At 40.7% G+C, this 21,629-nt stretch carries 13 protein-coding genes; 7 read left to right on the top strand and 6 right to left on the bottom strand.

Annotated elements, in window-relative coordinates; genetic code table 11:
• Positions 1-41: 41 nt before the first annotated feature.
• From U2718_RS19360 to U2718_RS19345, 4 genes are all read right to left on the bottom strand, one after another.
• Positions 42-773 carry a TerC family protein gene (locus U2718_RS19360; protein ID WP_341996221.1) on the bottom strand — a complete coding sequence of 244 codons (732 nt, stop codon included), beginning with the start codon at positions 771-773 and terminating at the stop codon, positions 42-44.
• 167 nt (positions 774-940) lie between these two features.
• Entirely contained in the window at positions 941-1,864 is a 924-nt protein-coding gene (locus tag U2718_RS19355) for an alpha/beta fold hydrolase (protein ID WP_341996219.1), read from the bottom strand.
• A 426-nt stretch (positions 1,865-2,290) separates the two neighbouring features.
• Positions 2,291-3,625, bottom strand: a complete 1,335-nt coding sequence (locus U2718_RS19350; protein ID WP_341996217.1) for an FAD-dependent oxidoreductase — start codon at positions 3,623-3,625, stop codon at positions 2,291-2,293.
• A 159-nt stretch (positions 3,626-3,784) separates the two neighbouring features.
• Positions 3,785-5,056: a murein transglycosylase A gene (locus tag U2718_RS19345; protein WP_341996316.1), complete on the bottom strand. Its 1,272-nt coding sequence runs from the start codon at positions 5,054-5,056 to the stop codon at positions 3,785-3,787.
• Between the two features lie 679 nt (positions 5,057-5,735).
• Between U2718_RS19345 and U2718_RS19340 the strand changes: the two genes are divergently transcribed.
• On the top strand, positions 5,736-7,625 hold the full coding sequence (locus U2718_RS19340; protein ID WP_341996214.1) for an ABC transporter ATP-binding protein: 1,890 nt from the start codon (positions 5,736-5,738) through the stop codon (positions 7,623-7,625).
• Between the two features lie 716 nt (positions 7,626-8,341).
• Entirely contained in the window at positions 8,342-10,066 is a 1,725-nt protein-coding gene (locus U2718_RS19335; RefSeq protein WP_341996212.1) for a cation:proton antiporter, read from the top strand.
• Positions 10,067-10,069: 3 nt separating this feature from the next.
• Here the strand turns inward: U2718_RS19335 and U2718_RS19330 are convergent, their stop codons facing one another.
• Positions 10,070-11,047, bottom strand: coding sequence for a sucrase ferredoxin (locus U2718_RS19330; protein ID WP_341996210.1), 978 nt, complete (start codon positions 11,045-11,047; stop codon positions 10,070-10,072).
• Positions 11,048-12,470: 1,423 nt separating this feature from the next.
• Here U2718_RS19330 and U2718_RS19325 point away from each other — a divergent pair.
• The 3 genes from U2718_RS19325 (at position 12,471) to ileS (ending at position 17,657) form a co-directional block, all read left to right on the top strand.
• Positions 12,471-13,214, top strand: a complete 744-nt coding sequence (locus U2718_RS19325) for a Mut7-C RNAse domain-containing protein (protein WP_341996208.1) — start codon at positions 12,471-12,473, stop codon at positions 13,212-13,214.
• A 497-nt stretch (positions 13,215-13,711) separates the two neighbouring features.
• Complete coding sequence (locus U2718_RS19320; protein WP_341996206.1) at positions 13,712-14,659, top strand: ROK family protein; 948 nt, start codon at positions 13,712-13,714, stop codon at positions 14,657-14,659.
• Positions 14,660-14,780: 121 nt separating this feature from the next.
• The gene (gene ileS / locus U2718_RS19315) at positions 14,781-17,657 is read left to right on the top strand and encodes an isoleucine--tRNA ligase (protein WP_341996314.1); all 2,877 of its coding nucleotides are present in this window, start codon (positions 14,781-14,783) and stop codon (positions 17,655-17,657) included.
• 333 nt (positions 17,658-17,990) lie between these two features.
• On the opposite strand, the gene U2718_RS19310 is transcribed toward ileS, so the two are convergent.
• The gene (locus U2718_RS19310; protein WP_341996204.1) at positions 17,991-19,589 is read right to left on the bottom strand and encodes a DGQHR domain-containing protein; all 1,599 of its coding nucleotides are present in this window, start codon (positions 19,587-19,589) and stop codon (positions 17,991-17,993) included.
• 221 nt (positions 19,590-19,810) lie between these two features.
• On the opposite strand from U2718_RS19310, the gene dndC reads away from it, so the two are divergent.
• On the top strand, positions 19,811-21,475 hold the full coding sequence (gene dndC / locus U2718_RS19305) for a DNA phosphorothioation system sulfurtransferase DndC (RefSeq protein WP_341996202.1): 1,665 nt from the start codon (positions 19,811-19,813) through the stop codon (positions 21,473-21,475).
• Complete coding sequence (locus U2718_RS19300) at positions 21,447-21,626, top strand: hypothetical protein (RefSeq protein WP_411813326.1); 180 nt, start codon at positions 21,447-21,449, stop codon at positions 21,624-21,626. Before dndC ends, U2718_RS19300 begins: the two co-directional genes overlap by 29 nt.
• Positions 21,627-21,629: the final 3 nt, after the last annotated feature.

The raw sequence follows: 21,629 nt of genomic DNA, 5'->3' as shown, positions 1-21,629 counted from the left end.
TTACTTCAACCTTTCTAGCATTCCTATTCCCTAGTCCCTAATCACTCCACATTCACTTCACTTTTTTCCGGTGCCGATACTTCCGGTAATGACTCTGGAAGATTGCGCTGGGAGAATCCCCAGGATAAAATTAGAGCGATCGCGCTAATCATGATCCATTGTGGTGGTACTAAATCTTCGTTTACCACCCGGATCAGCAGGCGTAATCCTACTAAAGCTACAGTTATATAGCCTGCATCTTCTAAATTCTTAAATTCATCCAACCAACGAATAAACAAACCCGCCATAAAGCGCAGGGTGACAATACCAATCGTAGTGCCAGTTAAGACTAGCCAAGTTTCTTTAGAAACGGCGATCGCTGTGGTAACGCTATCCAAAGAAAATGCCAAATCCGTCAGAGCAATTACAGGTATGACTTGTAATAAGCTTGTAAAACGAGGCCCGTGATGGTGATGTTCTTCGTCTTCTGCTGAGGTAAAGTGTTGAAATACCAACCACAGTAGATAAGCTGCACCTAGTAACTCAAATTGCCAGAACTGTTGCACCCAAGTCGCAGTCAGCAGCAAGGTGATTCTTAAAACGTAAGCAACAACTAGACCCAAATTGAGCGCTTGCTGTTCAAGTTTTTTGTTTTCTAGTCCTTGAGCGATCGCAGCTAGGGCGATCGCATTGTCAGCAGATAGCACTGCCTCCAAAAATATCAGGACAAGCAAAACGATAGGAGCCTCAATGCTGAAATGAAAGTGAAGGTAATCAAAAATTCGGTCTAGCATTTCGGTTTTCTCAAGCAGCGAAAATTAAAAGTTAGCAGGAACGAAGAAATTCCTCTAGGAAGTGCAACAATTTGCTACCTTAATCAAGCTTAACGTGTATGAGGATAATTCTAGACAAGAGTAATATTTATCGGATGGGTAAAGCGCGATCGTTACCCATCACTAACTTATAAATTTGCCAACCACTCCACTATCCGAGAGTTAACTACATCTGGCACTTCGTCATGGGGACAATGCCCAGCATTAGGAATAGGAACAATTTTAATATCTTTTCCATTCTCCTGTGCTTGTACGCCCTGAGCAGCAACTTTTTGGGCTTCTACATAAATATTTGCCCCTGTTATTGGTGTCCAAGGATCATCAGCACCCCAAAGTACTAAGAGAGGACACTGAACTTTGGGCAATATTTCAGCAGGAGTGGGGCCGGGAGGTGCTGTTAAAATAGAGGCGAAAACTTTTTGCGCTCCTGGATCGCAAGAGGGAGTATAAAGCATATCCACTAATTCATCTGTGACGGCTTCGCGGTTGCGATAAACCTGGTAAAGAGTACGGCGAATTTGGTGCTTTTGACGAATCCGGTTAAATACGAAAGTCCCGGTAATTGGATGTCCAACTAACTTATTAAAAGTTGCCATCACAATTCTCAGTGGTGGATTCAATTCGTGGGGGCGATGGCTCAATCCTCCTGCAGGGTTAATCAACACAGCTCCTGCGGAAATTTCTGGATATTGCGCCACTACCATTAAGCTCAAAAGTGCGCCAATAGAATTACCGATAAATACAGCAGGTTCGTGAATATGTGCTGAATGGAAATCTTTGAGCAGTTCTACCCATACTTCTGTAGTGTAATTAATAGGGGCTTTATCGGAACCACCGAAGCCTAAAAGGTCAAGAGCGAATACACGATAACCAGCACTTGCTAAAGCAGAAATATTTTTTCGCCAGTGTCCGATACAAGCACCAAATCCATGAACTAAAACCAAAGGTTTGCCAGTACCCATGACGGTGTACTGAATTTTATAACCTTGCCAAGTCCAAAAGAGTTTTTCAAAGGTGTCTTGTGTTAGTTGCTGTTGGGTAGTTACAGTCATTATTAAGTTTAGTAAAGCGTTTATTTATCTTTATCATAGTAATATTTTGTATGGTGTGTTACGGCTATGTAAGGATGTGAAAGTTTGAGAGAGCAAGAACTAGCCGTAACGCACCACAATCATGCAATGCGTTAACTGAATAACTTGCACCAAGATCAACTAGAGCCTCTGGCTCTAGTTCTTGTTACCAGGTTGAACCTGATAACAAGGATTTGGAGGTTCAGTCTCCTGGCTGTTGCAACAGCTGCAAGATATCAATTAAAGCAACTTGTAACAAGACTAAATTTGTACATCAAACCTCTTACACTTATTCTATTTTCAAACAATTCGACCACGGATGGACACAGATAGACACAGATAAAATCTTTTTTCTCGGTATCTATCTATGGTTGTAATTAACTAGATATTATGCGTTCTGCATTGTTCTTAATTATCCCCTAAATCTGTTAAGAATTGCTGTTTGTCAAATCTATATTCTTTACCTAAAAAAGAGATAATTCTTTCAGTATCATATTCAGCGTTCTGCAAACAAGTTGAAGCTCCTGGAGAAGGCGTAATGTTAAATAATATATTTTCTCCGATAATTTTGGCTTCACCAAGCTCAAGACGTTTGGTATTAAGATTAACAATTTGAGGTCTGATTCCTCCATATCCTTTAGCAATTTGAATGTCATCTATTTGTAATGAAGGAATGATTCTTTGAACTTCTTTTAAAAAGAGTCTTCTCCCAAGAATGGGAATGTCATAAAGATAATTTTTGACTATATATTTAAATATTGCTTTTTCGGAAAGAATGCTGAGGAAGCTCATTAAAGCATTGAGACTGAGACCAGCCGTTTTTAAATAATCAAAAATAGTAGTATACTTAGATGGCTCCAAAACAGGAGTGACTTTGGCAGTGGGGCCAAATCTAGTTTTGCTTTGATCGTGAACCTCTGCGTCTCCATGAATAGCTGCAAAAGGAATTTCTTTTAGTTGTACTGTATAGACTTTACCGTTTAAAACACCTGGTGCTAAATAAAAACTTCCAGCTACGTTTAGAAGCGCATAATTTTTACCATAGCCTAGAGATTTCGCAAATAACAAACTGTACGCTCCAGTCATAAAAACCACAACTCTAGCAGTAATCTCTTCTTTATCTGTCTGAATATAATATAGCTCTCCTTCTTTTTTGAGACTTTTCACTTTTGTCTCCATCATTAAATCAATTGTTGTTTGAGAGTTATTAATTGACTTATGAAGGAAAGATTGAGCTAGTTTTTGAAAATCTATTGTGTAACCTTCTTCACTAAATAGAGCGATAATTTCCTCTTCGGCATCTCTATTTTTCACTACCTTAGGTTCTAGAAATTCTATTTCTTCTTTAGGTAGCAATTTTAATTGAGGAAATAAAGGTTTAAATTCTTGGTACCTCTTTTGAAGTTCTTGAACTTGTTCCTTTCCTATGCCAATAACCATTTTGTGATATCGGCTGTATGTTTCTTGCTGAAGGTCATTTTTCAAAAGATAATTTTTGACTAAGTTAGCAGCTCGTTTAACTTTTTGAGCTTTTTCTAAAGTATAGTTAGTCTCTATATCTCCAAAATGAAGAGTTTGGCTATTGCTCGTTTTATGAGAATTGCCCAAAGCAACTGCTGAATTTTTTTCAATTAAAACAATTCGCTTGAGGTTGGTGTAATTGCTTAAGCTGTACAATAATGCAGTTCCAGAGATTCCACCACCGATGATGGCTACTTCATAAATGCTGCGATTGGCTTGCATATTTTTTCAAAATTTAATAGAAAACTGGAATTTATGAGCGCAATGCTCAAATTTGCTCACCTTTACACCACATCCTCTGCCTAATTACGCAAATAAGGCTAACCTTATTGCATGGCTAAAAAGTTTATTTTACAAAGCTTTGAAATTTTTATCTACAAATTATGATGCAGACTTAAGCAGCAAATAATATAGTTGTCCGTAGCTAACTGTGACACCAGCACGATCGCCTGCTTGTTTACCATTACCTAAAAAGTAATCTACTCTTCCTGCGCCTTTGATCGCGCCTCCTGTATCTTGATCGAGAACATAACGACTAACAATCCGGTGTTCTGTTTTGCCGTTACTATCAACAAAGGGAAAAGGAGCGCGAATGATGGCTAAAGCACCAGGAGGCATTAGGGATTTATCTGTGGCAATGGAACGTTCTGCTGTAAGCGGCACGCTAATGGAACCTTGGGCTGGCGCACCATATTTTTCTTGAAAAAATACAAAGCTGGGATCGCGTGGAATGTATACGTCTAATTCTTGGGGATACTTTTGAAAGTAGTCCAAGATTTTTGGCATTGTCAGTCCTTCCAAAGGTAGTTTGCCATCATTTGCTAGTTCGCGTCCAATGCTTTTGTAGTTGTAAAGGGTATTGCCGGCATAGCCGATTGTTGTCTGAGTGCCGTCGGGTAACTGAAGCCGTGCCGAGCCTTGAATTTGAATGATATACGGTTCTAGGCGATCGCGAAACCAAAACAACTCCAATCCCCGCAGTTTGCCTTTTGAGCCTTGCAAACCATCTGCCCCCTCTAACTCCAAGCGTGTCGGATGTGGCTTTTGCCAAGAGTTTAAATCGGGAGGTAAACGGTAGACGGGATAGCGATACTCGGCTGTGGGAATGCGACTGGCATGATAAAGCGGTTCAAAGTAGGCGGTAAACAAAACCGTTCCTTTCGCATCGCTACCAACAGACTGGTAAAAAACAAACTCTCGTGCGATCGCTGCATTCAATTCAGCAGCAGAATTAGATTTGAGTAATAATTGGCGGAATCGTTTTAAACTCTTGATAACCTGTGGACGCCCAATTTCAGCTATTTGATACCTTTGATAGGCAGCTTCAGCCCTATTGGTTTGTAAGTACTGCAAACTGCGATCAATTGCTGCTGTAAGTGCCTTTTTGTCTGAGGGTTGACTATCTTCGCCCCAAATCTGTCGATCAAAGCAAGATGTATCACCTTCACAACAAAAAAACGGCGAGTTTTGTAGGGGTAGAAGTGGCGGTGGTACTGTCTGATTTTGGGTTGATAGGGGTAAAGATAATTGCCACTTTTGTACTCTACATTCTGGCGGACTGAGTTCTCTCGACTCAAATGATAGTATTGGCACTAGCACTACCAAGGGAACTACGCAAAGACCAATAGTAATGTTACTTAAAAACTTTTGTATCACAATATAATTGGTTGTTCATATATAACTTAATAGCTTGGAAATCAATTTCAAGATTTGTAGAGACGCAACAGATGTAAGTTCATACACTTGTAAATGTGAATTAGCCGAACTCATACCATTTTAGATTTTGGAGCCACTGCTGTGGTGAGGCAGCGCGCAGAACAGGGGATCTCCCCCATGACGACTGCCGTAGACGCTGAAGGCGGCTGCTGTAAGTAAGAGTTTTACGGCATAAAGGAGCCAGCGCGTTGTAGCGACTGGCGTCACGTGGCGTGATTTTGGATTTGAAATTGCCTATCTGTGTTTATCTGTGTCTATCTGTGTTCGATTTCTAAAATATGACTTTTGCTTACCATTTTATTCACATCACCGGAATCACTTTAGTGTATCTGAGTTGTATAAATATATCTGACATCATCATTTTTTAATTTGGTATAAATATAGGCGGCATTGCTTAACGAGCGAGAAAAATTCAACAGAAATTGAGGGTGTTAATAACAACTCAGTTGCAGTTGGGATGATATACGCCAAGTAAACGCAAGTACAGGCGATCGCTTCTCTCAAAATGTCTAAATTATGAGATTACTTTAACTTTTGGATAATGGCAGGGTAAGAAATTAAACACTAATTTCCCAATTTTTGCTTTTGTGATTGTAAAAATTAATATAATTTCTTTATGACCAGCATTTCCAAGCCGCAAACAAAATCTCACACAGAGTACCGTCGGCGTGAAAACGATTGGCGGTTATTTTTACGCCTAGCACCCTATGCCCGTCGTCACAAAAAATCATTGGCACTGGCAATGTTGTTACTTGTGCCAATGTCCATAGCTAACGCTGTCCAACCATTTTTAATTGGACAGATAATTTCCCTAATTCGTCAAGAACCAAGTACTTTCGAGTTACTCCGCAATCTTCCCTTTTGGCAGGCTTTGCATATCTTGGAAGCATTGTTAGTAGTAACGGTATCTATCCGATTAATCTTTACAGGCTTTCAGGGTTATTTGGTACAGAAAATCGGACAAAAAATTACCGCTGAAATTCGCCAAGACTTGTTTAAGCATGTCACATCCTTGGCTGTACGCTTTTTTGACCGCACACCTGTTGGTAAGTTAATTACTAGACTTACCAGTGATGTGGAAGTACTGGGAGATGTATTTTCCACTGGAGCAGTTGGCATTGTGTCAGATTTGTTTTCCATGCTGGTGATTCTCGGTTTTATGTTTTCGATCCGCTGGGAACTCGCTTTGTTACTGCTTGCGATGCTCATCCCAGTATCGGCATTAATTATTTACTTTCAGCAGCAGTACCGCAGTGCCAATTACAAAGCCAGGGAAGAACTATCAACGCTTAATTCCCAGTTGCAAGAAAATATTGTTGGCATCAACGTTGTGCAATTATTTCGGCGGGAAAAATTTAATGCCGAGTTGTTTCGCAAGACAAATCAGCGTTACGTCAAAGAGGTAGACAAAACCATCTTTAATGAGTCTGCGGTTTCTGCAACCCTAGAATGGGTTTCTTTGGTTGCGATCGCACTTGTTTTGTTGGTTGGTGGTTATTTACTATTACAAGAAAACTTGACATTCGGAATATTATCTGCATTTATTTTATATGCCGAGCGATTATTCCAGCCCCTACAGCAGTTTGCAGAAAAATTTACGGTAATTCAAGCTGGTTTTACGGCGATTGAGCGCGTGATCGATATTTTAGATGAACCAATAGAAATACGCGATCGCGCCAATCCTAGAATCTCAATTTTCGATTCTCAATTTGGATACATTGACGAGATTGAAGAAAATCTTGACTCACCTGATCAAAATACTAAACCACAGTTAGGAGAAATTAAATTTGAACACGTGTGGTTCTCCTATAAGAATGATGACGAATATGTAATTAAAGACTTAGATTTTACTATTCATCCTGGTGAGAAAGTAGCATTAGTAGGGCCTACTGGTGCTGGAAAAAGTACAATTATTCGCCTTTTATGTCGCCTCTATGAACCCAGCAAAGGGCGCATCCTCGTTGATGGTATTGATATCCGGGAACTACCTCAAGCAGAATTGCGCCGCTATATGGCAGTGATTTTACAAGAGGCATTTTTATTTGCTGGTGATGTTAAAAGCAACATCACTTTAGGAGATGGATACACTTTTGAGGAAATTCAAAAAGCAGCCCAGAGAACTAATGTCGCCCAGTTTATTGAACAACTTCCCAGAGGATATCATACACAACTCAGGGAGCGAGGTACCAATATTTCTAGCGGTCAAAAGCAACTTTTAGCCTTTGCTCGTGCTACTATCCGCAATCCCCAAATTTTAGTACTAGATGAAGCAACAGCTAGCTTGGATGTGGGAACAGAAGCATTGATTCAACAAGCTTTAAACAAGCTAATGGTAGGACGTACCGCGATTATTATCGCCCACCGCTTATCGACAATTCGCAACGTAGATCGGATTTTCGTACTCAAACGCGGCGAATTAATCGAACAAGGAAGTCACGAAGAGTTACTCCAACTAGGAGGGCTTTATGCAACTTTACACAATTTGCAGATGCTAGGAAGAACGTGAGAAGAGAGCGGAGGGGGAGATAGGGGAAATAAGGAAGATGGGGGAGCAATAGACAACTAACCACTAACTAATGATAAGTGTCTAACCCCAGCGGAATAAACATTTATACTAATGATATCTGGTAGAAAAATTAAATTATTTGTATATAAATCAGGAAATACCGTTGAACGTGGTGATGTATTAGTTAGGGACTCTAAGCGCCTTTTCGGTAATTACACAACAACACCTACCAGGGAGGTTGGCGATGGACGGTATTCTCATCACCATTTTGCTATCAACCTATGTCATTGCTATAGCAAAGCAAGTTAAACAAAATCAGACTAGGGCAGATCAAGTTTCAAAGGAAATAATCGCTGAAAAGTAGCTTCTTTATGGACAAACATTTGTGCTAAAAATCTATAGATATTAACGGAAGCGCGATCGCAAATGTTTTGTCCTATCCTGGAATCTAGGGTACAGGGGATAGGAGACAGGGAACAGGAAACAGGGAACTTTTAGAGGGAAACGTGTTTCTTTCCTTCTGCCTACCGAAGGTAGGCGCGCAGCGACTTCTGCAAGTAGACACGAAGTGTCTACTGCCTCCAGCATAGCTGCCTTATTTATTGAAAGGGAAACTGATTACTTACTAGTATTTAAATATTGATTTGAATAGCTTGCATGATGTCAGGTTAGCCTAAAAGAGTAAACTACTACAGTTGTGGCAACCTGTAGCAAACATGGCAACTGAGCAAAGTTTGATTTTGGATTTCACCATTGTCTTAGGGGCTGCGGTAGTGGGAGGTTATCTGGCAAACCGACTACGTCAGCCTGTTTTGCTTGGTTATCTAGCCAGTGGATTAATTGTAGGGCCTTTCGGCTTCAAGCTCTTAAGCGATGTTCCCCAGATTAAATCTTTAGCGGAGATAGGTGTTGCCTTTCTGCTTTTTGCCTTAGGTGTAGAATTCTCTTTAGCAGAACTAAAACGAGTTAAAAATATTGCCTTACAAGGAAGCATATTACAAATAAGTTTGACAACAGTACTGGTAGCTTTTGTGACTGTTCTGTTAGGTTGGGCTTCCGGACTTTCTCAGGGAATTTTCTTAGGAGTGGTTCTTTCTCTATCTTCAACGGCGGTAGTGTTAAAAACACTGACAGATAGAGGAGAAATTAATACATTACATGGACAAATAATGTTGGCGATTTTAATCGCCCAAGATTTGGCATTAGGCGTGATATTAGCAATTTTGCCTGCTTTGCAGCAACCAGAAAATATTGCCTTGGCGCTTGGCATTGCCGTATTTAAAATCCTGGTGTTTGTGGCAGTAGCGATCGCCTTAAGTAAATGGATCGTGCCTCGCCTGATCAGCAGTTTTGCTGCTACCGAAAGCAATGAATTATTTCTTTTAGCAGTAATTGCTCTATGTTTAGGTGTGGCTTTGACTACAGCTAGTCTGGGCTTGTCTATTGCGATGGGAGCATTTGTTGCCGGGTTAATGATTTCTGAAATTGACTATGCCGATCAAACACTAGCAAAAGTTCTGCCTTTGCGAGACACTTTCGCCAGTCTTTTTTTCGCTTCGATTGGTATGCTCATCGATCCGGTTTTGCTGATCCAGAACTTAGGACTGATTATAGGGCTAGTGATGTTGGTAATGTTGGGCAAAGCAGCGATTGTTTTACCGATTGTTCTTAGGTTTGGTTATTCTCTTAAAACCGCTGTCATCGTCAGTTTTGGTATCAATCAAATTGGAGAGTTTTCCTTTGTCTTAGCTTTGGAAGGCTGGAGGTTACAACTCATCTCCCAACAAACCTATCTTTTACTGTTGGCAACAACAGCAATTACGCTGGTGCTGACTCCCATGTGGCTAGACTCTGCGCCTCGCCTCGCAGATAAGTTTAACCACATACCTTGGTTAACAAATTTTCTGCGGCGATTTTCGGCTCCTAAAACCATATTTCTGCCAGAAAGAATCAGCAATCATGTGGTAGTTGCTGGTTACGGGAGAGTCGGGCAAGTAATTGTCAAGATTTTACAAAGCCAGGGATATCCTGTTTTGGTGATTGAGAATAGCGAAGCAGCTGTGCAAAGGTTGCGTTTTCACCAAATACCTTATATTTTTGGCGATGCTGATTCGGAGTCAGTATTGGAAAAAGCACATTTGCCAACCGCTAAAGCTCTAGCAATAGCATTACCAGATCCTGCTAGTACCAGATTGCTCCTCAAACGGGCGCTCTCTATTGCACCTCAATTAGATGTGATTGTGCGATCGCACATTGACAGCGAAATTGACTTTTTGACTCAAATGGGTGCAAGAGAAGTCGTACAACCTGAATTTGAAGCGGCGCTTGAGTTGGGAAATCATTTACTCAAAACATTGGGTGCAGAAGAAAGCCATATCCGCTGCGTCATCAATGCTATTCGCACAGACAAGTATATGAGTATTCGTCCAGAAAAAGAATAAATCTTACGCACTACAGGTGATAAGATTTGTAGAAGTCAACCAGAGACTAGCAACAGCATATTTAACATATACTGACTCATGTTTGGCATGACAGGAACTCTTCAATTCTACAGTTTTTGTTTCGTCCTTCACTAACCTAGCTTGATAATTGTATTGCGAACAATCAGGCTTTTCAAAAGTTAGTTCAGCACGAATTGTATTTTTGTCTGCACTTTGCTCAATGATTCTGCCTGCCACTTTGTAATTGAACCAATCCCATCCATAGCGAAAAATGAGTTCTCTTTCCAAAACCTGAATTGAACTTGGTAGAATTCCCCAACCTCGATAAACTTTTTGCAAGCATTTAATATCGCCAGTACGCGTCAAAATTGATTTAAATGATTCTTGATCGAGATTGCCATAATATCTTCCAGCAGGAAAATCGATTAATGTAGGAGCAAATCTATGTCCGCCAATATGACTGGATTTCCAAAGTCGGACATTACTCAAATTTAATTCATCAACAATACTTGTAGCGTTAAAATAAAAGGGATTACCATATCGAGAGCAGCATTGATCGTGACTACCGTGGGTACATACTAAAAAATCTCTAGTTGGAGTTGCCTCTACTTCATAATTAGAGTTTCTATCCCACAACCATTTTCTAATTACAGCTGCTGCTTGCTCTATATTTTCTAGATGAAACTCTCGCTTTTGGTAACCATGACTCAACCCATCCTGCTTTTGATAAATTAACAGTGTTTTATGGTTTACTTTATGGGATAAATTATTAGCAATCAAAAGAAAATTTATCGGTAGTTTAGCACGTTTTATTTCCTCTACTAAAAGCTGTAAATTTTCTGGAACCCATCTGGAGTGAAAAGCTTCTGTAGACCAAGGCGTGGGACACTCAATCAAAATATAAGTCTTATGATTGGAGACACTGCCAATAATATCTTCTCCTAATTGACGAGAATTATCAGAACAAAAGAAAGTATTCATCTAACTGTAGTAATTGATTGAACTAAAAAACAAAGGATATTACCAACAGAGTTAGTAGTTTTAGTTACAATTTCCCCAGAAAATTGTAGCGAGCTTTTTGTAGCTACAAAATACGCTTCCACCTATCAACGAAGATAAAAATGAATGACAACAATTTTTCATTTTTATCCTAGTAGCCACTTTATAACATCATTTTTCACTCAATTTTGTGCTGTAGATGATTTTTTTATAAAATGTTTGAGCTACTTTCAAGATAAAGATTAACAATTTACAGTCAAGAGTTATAGTTTTTCTGATTGCTGCAAATGAGATTTCTCTACTTCGTCTCATAAGTAAAATTAGCAAAACATAAACTCTTTTTTTGATGAGTAGTTAATCCTAATCACAAGAAGTTAGAGTTTCTACTGACATCTCGGCTGTAATTCAGTTATTGAACACATGAGATTTAAAAACTAATTTAAGTCGCTCTGGAGTAACATAGATAAGCAAAATAATTTTCTCCTTCTGTAGATATAAATAATAATTTATCTATATTACGGTGGGTTGAACAATGATCCTTTCGAGGTGATTGAAATTTATCTCTAAATTGGTGCATTTTGCAAAATATTCTCAATTGAATAAAAAAAAGAAAGTTAAACGAGATTATGAATTTTATTGTAATGGTAGCAATTATTTGTTGGTAATAGCACTGCCATAAGAAGTATTTTTACGCAGTTACAGTATCTTGATTCGCGTTGCGTTAACGAAAATCTCAATTACGTGACAAAAATGGAAAAGCACACTTTGTAAATTGCCCTGTTAAGCGATCGCACCTCCTGAAGAATAAATTAGAGACTGAATCGGTAGTACCTATTTCGACTCTAGCTGATGTCAAACACAAATGCAAGACTTTACTAATAATTTTTCCAAAGACTATGTAGCTCAATGCCTGCAAAGCCAGCAAAATCAATGTTAATAAGCATTTAAGAGTAGAATAGTTTCAATTCGCAAACTCTATAGAGACAAATATAAAAGATAAAGATTCTCAATATTCAGCTTTTTTGCATAGTTTGAGAAATTACTATAATGAGTATAAACACCAGGCAAGCCAGAGTTCAGAACTTAGAAGTTAGGCAATAGCAGCAGGAAATTATAGGTTAACTATGCCTAAAAGCAAATCCCAGTCAGCCTTCTAGGTGAAATTCTTCCCTTCCTCATTTTCTTGTTCAGAGCGAGGAGTATCCATAGACTCAAGTTGTGGCTCTACATAGCTGCGAACAGCTACACCAAGTTGTTTGAGTTATTCTCTGATAGATAGTTAAAGCAAAGTGCGATCGCTCAGTATTTTTTCTTGAAGTTTTTAGCAGATATTCTGCTATTGTAACTTGCTTTTATCTATGAAAGTTACAATGATTAAGATAGGATAAAATAATGATTTTTTGCTATGGCTAGAGTAAAGTTTAGCTTTTACGCAGAATTAAATGATTTTTTGCCACCACATAAAAGAGATAGGAAAATTGAGCATTTTTTTGGAGAGAGAGGCTCAATTAAAGACATGATTGAATCATTAGGTGTACCTCATCCAGAAGTTGATAGTATTGAAGTCAACGGAACATTAGTAGACTTTTCTTACATCGTTCAGGATGGAGATATTATCAATGTCTATCCTATTTCCGCAGCAAAACAAAGACACATTTTGAGTTTAGTACGACCGACACCACTAAATGTGATTCGCTTTGTTTTAGATATTCACTTAGGAAAATTGGCGTCATCTTTGCGATTGTTAGGTTTTGACACCCTATATCGGAACGATTATGATGATGCAGAATTAGCTGAAATTTCCAGTACGCAAATACGAATTCTTTTAACTCGTGACAGGGGCTTATTGATGCGCAGTGCAGTTGTATATGGCTATTACGTGCGAAATACCGATCCTCAAAAACAAATTGTAGAAGTATTGCGACGCTTTGATTTATTTGAATTGGTGTCTCCTTTCCAAAGATGTCTGCGCTGTAATAGCCTGTTACAACCAGTTACTAAACAAGCCGTTATGGGGCAGTTGCCAGAAAACATCCAGCGGGAGATAGAGGAGTTTCATCGTTGTCAAGGTTGTGCTCAGATTTATTGGAAAGGCTCCCATTATCAAAGATTACAGCAATTTATTGATGGCGTACTTGCAGAATTTTAGACAACGTTGCATGAATGTTGTATATGACTTTATCAAACAAGAATTTTCTGGAATTCTTATTTATAGTTCAGCGATTCTGACTGTTTTGCTCTTGGATTCATTTTTGCCAGTGGGAAAGGGAAACCACTGGCTTTTTATATTAATTTCGGATTTTAGATTTTGGATTAAAATTATTGTTAAAATTATTGATTAATATGATGTCTTCTACTTACTTCTACTTAATAGTGAGATGTGTTGCGTAAAAATTGTATTTAACTTTACAAGAAATTAGCCCTCTGTAATTCTTGATGATAGTTCAGCAAGCCTCGTTGTTATCGCTTTCACTTTGCGTGTTGCCAGTGGTGTTTTTCCGCACTGGCTTTTTTTTGCTTTTTTAAATTTGAATAGATAATTTTATAAATTTAGAAAATTTCTAGTTTGGAACTTTAATGATGGTTTTAAAACTTTTTGTGCCACATCAAACTTACATTTGAGATGAGAGATAAATCTAAAATGGTATGACATTCATCTTGGCACTCGATTTTGGTGGTACAAAATTAGCAGCAGCTTTAAGTAATGCGGGTTCTAGAGAGTGGTTGGGTTACGAACGCTGCCTGTCGCCTGCAAATACAAATGCTAGCACTGACTTAAAGATTATGCGATCGCTCATCAAATCTTTACTCCAAGATAGGAAACCCGCCGCGATCGGTGTTAGCTTTGGCGGGCCTGTAAATGCAACTACGGGTACAGTGAGATTATCACATCATGTTTGCGGATGGGAGAATATACCTTTGCAACACTTATTAGAACAGGAATATAGCGTTCCTGCTAGTATTGATAATGATGCTAATGTAGCGGCTCTTGGTGAATGGCGTTACGGTGCAGGAAATAACCATAATAGTTTATTTTACATTACCATTAGCACTGGCGTTGGAGGTGGTTGGATACTCAACGCCAAACCTTGGCGGGGTGAGGAAGGTATGGCTGGCGAAATTGGACATATGGTTGTAGATCCTGCGGGGCCGATATGTTTGTGTGGGAAGCGGGGATGTGTGGAAAGGTTGGCGTCGGGGCCTTATTTGGCACAGGATGCGAGGGAGGAATTGCAGGGGTGTAGGGGAGAAAAAATTAGAAATTTAGTAGGTGGGAATTTGGAGTTAATTACGGGGAAGGTGGTGAGTGAGGCGGCGGCACAAGGTGATCAGTTAGCACAGGAACTTTTAGAGCGATCGGCTTGGGCTTTAGGAGTGGGTATTGGCAATGTGGCGAATTTGATCAACCCGCAGCTATTTGTTTTGGGTGGAAGCGTAACCAAGGCTGGAGAAAGATGGTGGCAAGTGATTCGGGAAACAGCGCGAAAGACAGCGTTACCGGAAGTGAATTTTGAGATTGTGTCGGCAGCGTTGGGAGATGATGCGCCTTTGTGGGGTGCAGTAGCTTTGGCAGAAGATTTGTTGCAGTCTTAGCTAACCTAAATACTTCAAAACCCTTGGCTCATTTCTATTAACATGGGTGCTTTAGGTAGCAGTCGTGGCAACAATTATAATTGATAAAACCTGGACAACTAAAAATCTTAGGCATGAAGCTGTGACAGAAACTGGAAGCTACAAGGATACAGTAAATTTACCCAAAACTAACTTTGATATGCGGGCGAACGCAATCAAGCGTGAACCTGAAATTCAAAAGTTTTGGCAAGACAATAAGATTTACGATCGCCTGTCCGAGAATAATCCAGGCGAATTATTTATACTGCATGATGGGCCACCCTACGCAAATGGCTCTTTGCATCTTGGTCATGCTTTAAATAAAATTCTCAAAGATATTATTAACCGCTACCAACTGCTACGGGGGCGCAAAGTTCGCTATGTGCCTGGTTGGGACTGTCACGGCTTGCCTATTGAACTGAAAGTTTTGCAGAACATGAAGTCTGCAGAACGGCAAAACTTGACAACTTTGCAACTACGGCAAAAAGCCAAAGAATTTGCTCTCAATGCAGTAGACGAACAGCGGGAAAGCTTCAAAAGCTACGGAGTTTGGGGTGATTGGGATCATCCTTATTTGACGCTGGCACCGGAATACGAAGCAGCGCAAATCGGTGTTTTCGGTCAGATGGTATTAAAAGGTTACATCTATCGTGGTTTGAAGCCTGTCCACTGGAGTCCTAGTTCTAAAACTGCTTTGGCAGAGGCAGAATTAGAATATCCAGAAGGACACACTTCTCGTAGTATCTATGCTGCTTTCGCTATTACTAGCCTTTCCGAAGCGGTGAAGCCTGCGCTAAAACCATATCTCCACGATTTAGGTGTAGCCATCTGGACAACAACGCCTTGGACAATTCCAGGGAATTTGGCAGTGGCACTCAATCCACAACTCAACTACGCAGTTGTGGAAGTAAGTTCTCCACCAGGAAGTGTTAAGTTTAAATACTTAATCGTAGCTGCTGATTTGGTAGAACGACTGTCTACTACTCTGGAAACTGCATTAACCGTAAAAACCACAGTCAAAGGGAAAGAATTAGAACATTCCACTTACCGACATTCCCTGTATGAGCGGGAAAGCCCAATCGTGGTTGGCGGTGATTATGTAACTACTGAATCAGGCACAGGGTTAGTACATACTGCACCCGGACATGGTCAAGAAGACTACATCGTTGGTCAACGTTATGGTTTACCTATCTTGGCACCAGTTGATGACAATGGTAACTTTACCGAAGAAGCAGGACAGTTTGCCGGGTTGAATGTGCTTGGGGATGGTAATCAAGCGGTAATTGATGCCCTGTCTGAGGCTGGTTCCCTGCTCAAAGAGGAACCTTACGTCCACAAGTACCCTTATGATTGGCGCACAAAAAAACCGACTATTTTCCGTGCTACCGAACAGTGGTTTGCTTCTGTGGAAGGATTTCGTGAAGAAGCCCTCAAAGCGATCGCCTCGGTAAGATGGATTCCCGCTCAAGGCGAAAATCGAATCACGCCGATGGTTGCCGATCGCTCTGATTGGTGTATATCGCGTCAGCGCAGTTGGGGTGTACCCATTCCAGTTTTCTACGACGAAGAAACCAAAGAACCACTATTAAATGAGGAAACGATCGCCCACGTGCAGGTGATCATTGCCGAAAAAGGTTCTAATGCTTGGTGGGAACTTTCTGTTGAAGAATTATTGCCAGAAAAATACCGCAATAACGGCCGTACCTACCGTAAAGGCACAGATACAATGGACGTGTGGTTTGATTCTGGCTCATCTTGGGCAGCGGTCATCAAGCAGCGTCCAGAATTACGCTACCCAGCAGATATATACTTAGAAGGTTCGGATCAGCATCGCGGTTGGTTCCAGTCGAGTTTGCTCACCAGCGTAGCAGTCAACGGTATTGCACCCTACAAAACAGTTTTGACTCATGGCTTCATCCTAGATGAACAAGGACGCAAACAAAGTAAGTCCTTAGGAAATGTAGTTGATCCGAAAGTTGTAATTGGGGGTGGAAAGAACCAGAAAGAAGAACCAGCTTATGGAGCAGACGTGTTGCGCTTGTGGGTTTCCTCGGTAGATTACACCTCGGATGTACCCTTGGGTAAAAACATCCTCAAGCAACTGACAGATATCAGAAACAAAATTCGCAATACGGCGCGGTTTTTGTTGGGTAATTTGCACGATTTCGATCCCGAAAAAAATGCAGTACCTTTCGAGGAATTACCAGAACTCGATAAATATATGTTGCACCGGATCACAGAAGTATTTCAAGAAGTGACTGAAGCCTTTGATAGCTTCCAATTCTCCCGCTTTTTCCAAACGGTGCAGAACTTCTGCGTTGTGGATTTATCCAACTTCTATTTGGATATTGCTAAGGATAGGTTGTATATCAGTGCGCCCGATGCCTTCCGTCGGCGTAGTTGTCAAACCGTGTTACAGATTGCTTTAGAAAATTTAGCAAAAGCGATCGCACCTGTGCTGTGTCACATGGCTGAAGATATCTGGCAATATCTCCCCTACAAGACACCTTACAAATCGGTGTTTGAAGCTGGTTGGGTGCAGCTAGATTCCAAGTGGCAGAATCCAGAATTAGCAACTTTTTGGCAACAGTTACGAGAAATCCGCACTGATGTCAACAGGGTATTAGAGCAAGCAAGGGTAGAAAAAATGATTGGTTCTTCCCTAGAAGCAAGAGTTTTGCTCTACATCGCTAATGAGCATTTACGTGCCTCTGTGAAATCACTGGATAGTACCAGTGATAATGGTATCGATAAACTTCGCTATCTTTTTATTACTTCCCAAGCAGAGATGTTAGATACACCAGAAAAACTGCAAGGATTGAAATACAACTTGCAGACAGATGCATGGGGAATTGGTGTCGTAGAAGCAGAAGGACAAAAATGCGATCGCTGCTGGAACTACTCTACTCATGTGGGAGAGAACACAGAACATCCCTCAATTTGCGAACGTTGTGTTGCAGCATTAGCGGGAGAGTTTTAACAGTTACCAGTTTTCACAGTAGGTGCGTTAGGCGATTTGCTTAACGCACCTTTCATAGAAAGCAATCGCTCTTTTCCATTAGATATGGAGTCGTTAGAAGATTGTTGGAGAGGTATGGTGCATACGCCCTTTGTAGAATTTTGCCTAGTTGAGACTTGAAGGGCGATTAGCACCCTGGCACAAAGACTTGTTGTGCTGTTAGTTGCAAATTGGGAAAGATTGAGGAAAACTCATAGCGATCGCTATCGCCGCATTGAGCGATAAATTCATAAACGGTGAGAACCATTGTGATTGTTCCTTAAAATTGAGCGATCGCCAATTCTTTGATAGTAACTACAGAATAGCCGGAAGCCCTACCTGCTTTGGTTCAACAAAATTACCATCAAAACCGATAGTTTTATTTTCTACTCTTCTAGCATCAGCCAAAGCTTTACGAAGTTCTGCACGTTCCATCTGATCCTCAATTCCACCCAACATATAAATAAGTAACTTAGCTGCTAAATCTCGCCCAGCAACCTGCACCCGTTTTTTATTTGGATCGTACAAAATGCCATACCAAATAGACTGGGGGAACTCCATGCTACTAAAACCACCTTGTTGATCAAACTTCCGCAGTTTCTTAAAAATATTGTCGAGATTAAATCCTTTGCGGAAAACCAAGATTCCTAAAGCTTGCGCTACAGCCACTTGACCGACAGGGCGGAAAAGCATATTTCCTTCGCCCCCATCTTTCTCAAAACTGAATCGCCGTAAGGCTGGCGTATCCTCATCTTCTAAAAGCTTATAACTAGGAAGACTTGCCAAATAATCAAAAAGCTTGTGAAACTCTCCGATTCCCTCCTCCAGTTCTTCATCCTCTGGGCGCATGGGAATTAGACCTTTATCTAAGGGTTTCCAGTGAGGAAATTTTTGTCCCAAGTATCGCTCAGACATATCTTTCAGTGCTTGGAGTGTCGTTAAAACTGTTGACTTGGCTGCAACTGTAGCACTATTCCAATTTACGCGAGGATTTCGGCTTTCTCGCTGTTCCAAAAGCGGATGGGTTACAGCGATTTTTCTAGCAACAATAGAAAAACCATCATCTTCGTTGAGCTGGGCTAACTGACCTTTTGTTAAAGGTGCAGCCATGAGGTTAACATGCACAAAGATGGATCTGACGCGTCGTCTTGCCTGTTCGCGGGTTTCCCCTTGCTCAACTGCACAAATGAACTCAATACCAATTTTTTCTTTAGATAAATTTTGCAGATAGGCTGGTTGAATATTATACTGCTGAATCAAGTCAGATTCGGTAATAAACGTGTTGTCAGGAGATTTATCCTTTTTATAGCGCTGGAGTTTGCCAGTTTTCAGCAATTCCATCAACCCTTGTACACCCATAAGGCGGTGTTGTCCATCCAGTGCATAGATGGTTACATCCTCCTCAAAAACGTTTAATAAACCAACCTTGCCTTCTTTATCTAGCGGTGTAAAATTTGTAGTAGATTTTAAAGCTATTCCTTGGCTATTCCACTCAGTAGCTTGGGAATTGTCCACCCACGGTTGATTTATCGCTACCAACACAGGTGGAAACTTGTGATTTTTGCAACTTAACAGATACTGAGCTAGTGGTAGTTGACGCGACCAATCAAGGGGGCGTTGCTGAATTTCGTCAATACTCTCGGCGTCAATCTCAACATTATCTGTCTGCGGATTATATTTTTGCTGAAGTAGGGGTAAGGCAGATGCAAAGCGAACTCTACCCGCAAGCCATTCTAAGGTAACAGAGCTAACATAGGCCTCAGTACCACCCATTTCTGTCTTTTGAACCAAAATCCAATCTTTCTGGTTCATGAACTTTTCTAGTAAAATAGCCAGCACCTGTTTATCCTTGTTTTCCCTTTCTAGGAACTCACTGGCAATATCAGCAGTTGGGTAGGCAGCACTTTCATCCATGTTAATTTTTAAAGTCTTAAATTATAAATCAGAATAATTTTCCAAGAGAATTGATTCAGCAAGTAAAGTTTTTAAAAACCTTTAAAGATTACAATACTATGGTTGTACTTCCAGTACATATATAAAGGGTGATAAATATTGCATCATCTTATCTTTTCTCTTCCTAGCTGACAGGAAGGGTTTAGGGATGAATTTACCTGTATTTACATAGGTAGGGAGAAATGGCTACAGCACAAAAAGCAGAAAATCAAGATGGAAAAGTGCGTACTACTGTGCTGGATGAGATACCAGTTCTCACTGCTGAGATCCAAGAGTTATATTGTTTGGACGAAATACCTTGGATTATAGGAGTATCGTGGGGAAAGGATTCTAGTACGGTGTTGCAGCTAGTTTGGAATGCGATCGCTGCCCTCCCAAAAGAAAAACGAACTAAAACAATTCATGTAATTACAACAGATACTAAAGTAGAAAACCCGATTGTTTCTGCTTGGGTACGTAAATCTTTGCAACAGCTAAAGTCTGCGGCACATAAACAACAAATGCCTGTTGAACCTCATCTGCTACAGCCTGTGATTCAAGATACATTTTGGGTAAATCTAATTGGCAAAGGCTACCCCGCACCACGCAATCAATTTCGTTGGTGTACCCAACGTCTGAAAATTAATCCGGCTAACCATTTTATCCGCGAGATGGTTCGAGCGAATGGTGAAACAATTCTGGTTTTGGGTACTCGCAAAGCCGAAAGTTCAAAACGTGCAGCCACAATGGAAAAGCATCAAATGCGTAGAGTGCGCGATCGCCTCAGTCCTAATGGTAGTCTGCTCAATTCTTTAATTTACACCCCCATTGAAGACTGGAGTAATAATGATGTCTGGATTTATCTCAATCAGTGTGACAATCCTTGGGGAGGGAGCAACAAAGAATTATTCAACATCTACAGAGGTGCAACCGCAGATAACGAATGCCCCTTAGTTGTTGATACTTCCACTCCTAGTTGTGGTGATTCCCGATTTGGGTGTTGGGTTTGCACGCTGGTGAGTCAGGATAAATCGATGCAGGCAATGATCCAAAATGATGAAGAAAAAGAATGGATGCAGCCTTTATTGGATATCCGTAATGAATTAGATGCAGAAGATGATCGCGACAGAAGAGATTTCCGAAGAATTTGGGGGGATGTCCAACTTTTTGAGCGCAACAAAGATGGAGAAAAATCAGTAGAACCAATTCCAGGCCCCTATACTAAATATTGGCGCGAACATTGGCTAAGACGAGTATTAGAAGCACAAACACAAATCCGCCATACAGCACCACAAAGTATGCGCGATATTACGCTACTTGCTCCCGAAGAACTAAGCGAAATTCGCCGCATCTGGCTAGAACAAAAACATGAATTTGATGATAGTTTACCCCGCATATATAAAGAAGTGACTGGTGAAGAATTCCAAGATCCCCGCCCTGGTGCTGACTATAGTCTGTTGGGTAGCGACGAGTGGGCAGTGCTAGAAGAAATTTGTGAAGGTGATGCCATGCACCTAGAATTGATGGCGAAGCTTTTGGACACAGAACGCCAGTTTCGTAAGATGGCGCGGCGTGTAGGCATATATGACGCCCTAGAGAAATGTTTTGATACTAGCTCTCGTTCCCAAGAAGAAGCAATTAAAAATGCTTATTTGAAAAGAGATTTGAAAACCGCGGCTGCTCAAGGAGATGTGGAAAAGGTAAAGCAGCTAACTTTAGGGGATTTTGTAGTAGCAGATAAAGCAACGGATGTAACAAGTGAACAAGTGGAAGTAAAGAGCGAGCCATTTGTTGATTCCACAGATCAACCCTCGGCTGCTAAACCAAAGACTTGGGCGAATGTCAAATTCGGGACTGGGGAACGGTGATTGGGGATTGGGTAAAGAGGACACGGGGACACGGAGAATCTTGATTCACGTTCTTGCTCCTTGTCTTCCCACGCCAGTCGCCCCAAGTCGGGAAACCCGCCCACGGCGCTGGCTCCTCTCCCCCCTCCTCATCCTAGCCCCTAGTCCCTAATCC

Origin of the sequence: Chlorogloeopsis sp. ULAP02 (assembly GCF_038404745.2) — a bacterium.
GTDB lineage: Bacteria > Cyanobacteriota > Cyanobacteriia > Cyanobacteriales > Nostocaceae > Chlorogloeopsis.
The sequence above is the reverse complement of the archived record's forward strand: the minus strand, read 5'-3'. Positions and strand labels throughout refer to the sequence as shown.

What these genes read in the sequence shown, in the direction of transcription:
- U2718_RS19360 (WP_341996221.1), bottom strand. Translation starts at nt 773, where the DNA reads ATGCTAGACCGAATTTTTGATTACCTTCACTTTCATTTCAGCATTGAG.
- U2718_RS19355 (WP_341996219.1), bottom strand. Translation starts at nt 1,864, where the DNA reads ATGACTGTAACTACCCAACAGCAACTAACACAAGACACCTTTGAAAAA.
- U2718_RS19350 (WP_341996217.1), bottom strand. Translation starts at nt 3,625, where the DNA reads ATGCAAGCCAATCGCAGCATTTATGAAGTAGCCATCATCGGTGGTGGA.
- U2718_RS19340 (WP_341996214.1), top strand. Translation starts at nt 5,736, where the DNA reads ATGACCAGCATTTCCAAGCCGCAAACAAAATCTCACACAGAGTACCGT.
- U2718_RS19335 (WP_341996212.1), top strand. Translation starts at nt 8,342, where the DNA reads ATGGCAACTGAGCAAAGTTTGATTTTGGATTTCACCATTGTCTTAGGG.
- U2718_RS19330 (WP_341996210.1), bottom strand. Translation starts at nt 11,047, where the DNA reads ATGAATACTTTCTTTTGTTCTGATAATTCTCGTCAATTAGGAGAAGAT.
- U2718_RS19325 (WP_341996208.1), top strand. Translation starts at nt 12,471, where the DNA reads ATGGCTAGAGTAAAGTTTAGCTTTTACGCAGAATTAAATGATTTTTTG.
- U2718_RS19320 (WP_341996206.1), top strand. Translation starts at nt 13,712, where the DNA reads ATGACATTCATCTTGGCACTCGATTTTGGTGGTACAAAATTAGCAGCA.
- U2718_RS19310 (WP_341996204.1), bottom strand. Translation starts at nt 19,589, where the DNA reads ATGGATGAAAGTGCTGCCTACCCAACTGCTGATATTGCCAGTGAGTTC.
- dndC (WP_341996202.1), top strand. Translation starts at nt 19,811, where the DNA reads ATGGCTACAGCACAAAAAGCAGAAAATCAAGATGGAAAAGTGCGTACT.
- U2718_RS19300 (WP_411813326.1), top strand. Translation starts at nt 21,447, where the DNA reads ATGTCAAATTCGGGACTGGGGAACGGTGATTGGGGATTGGGTAAAGAG.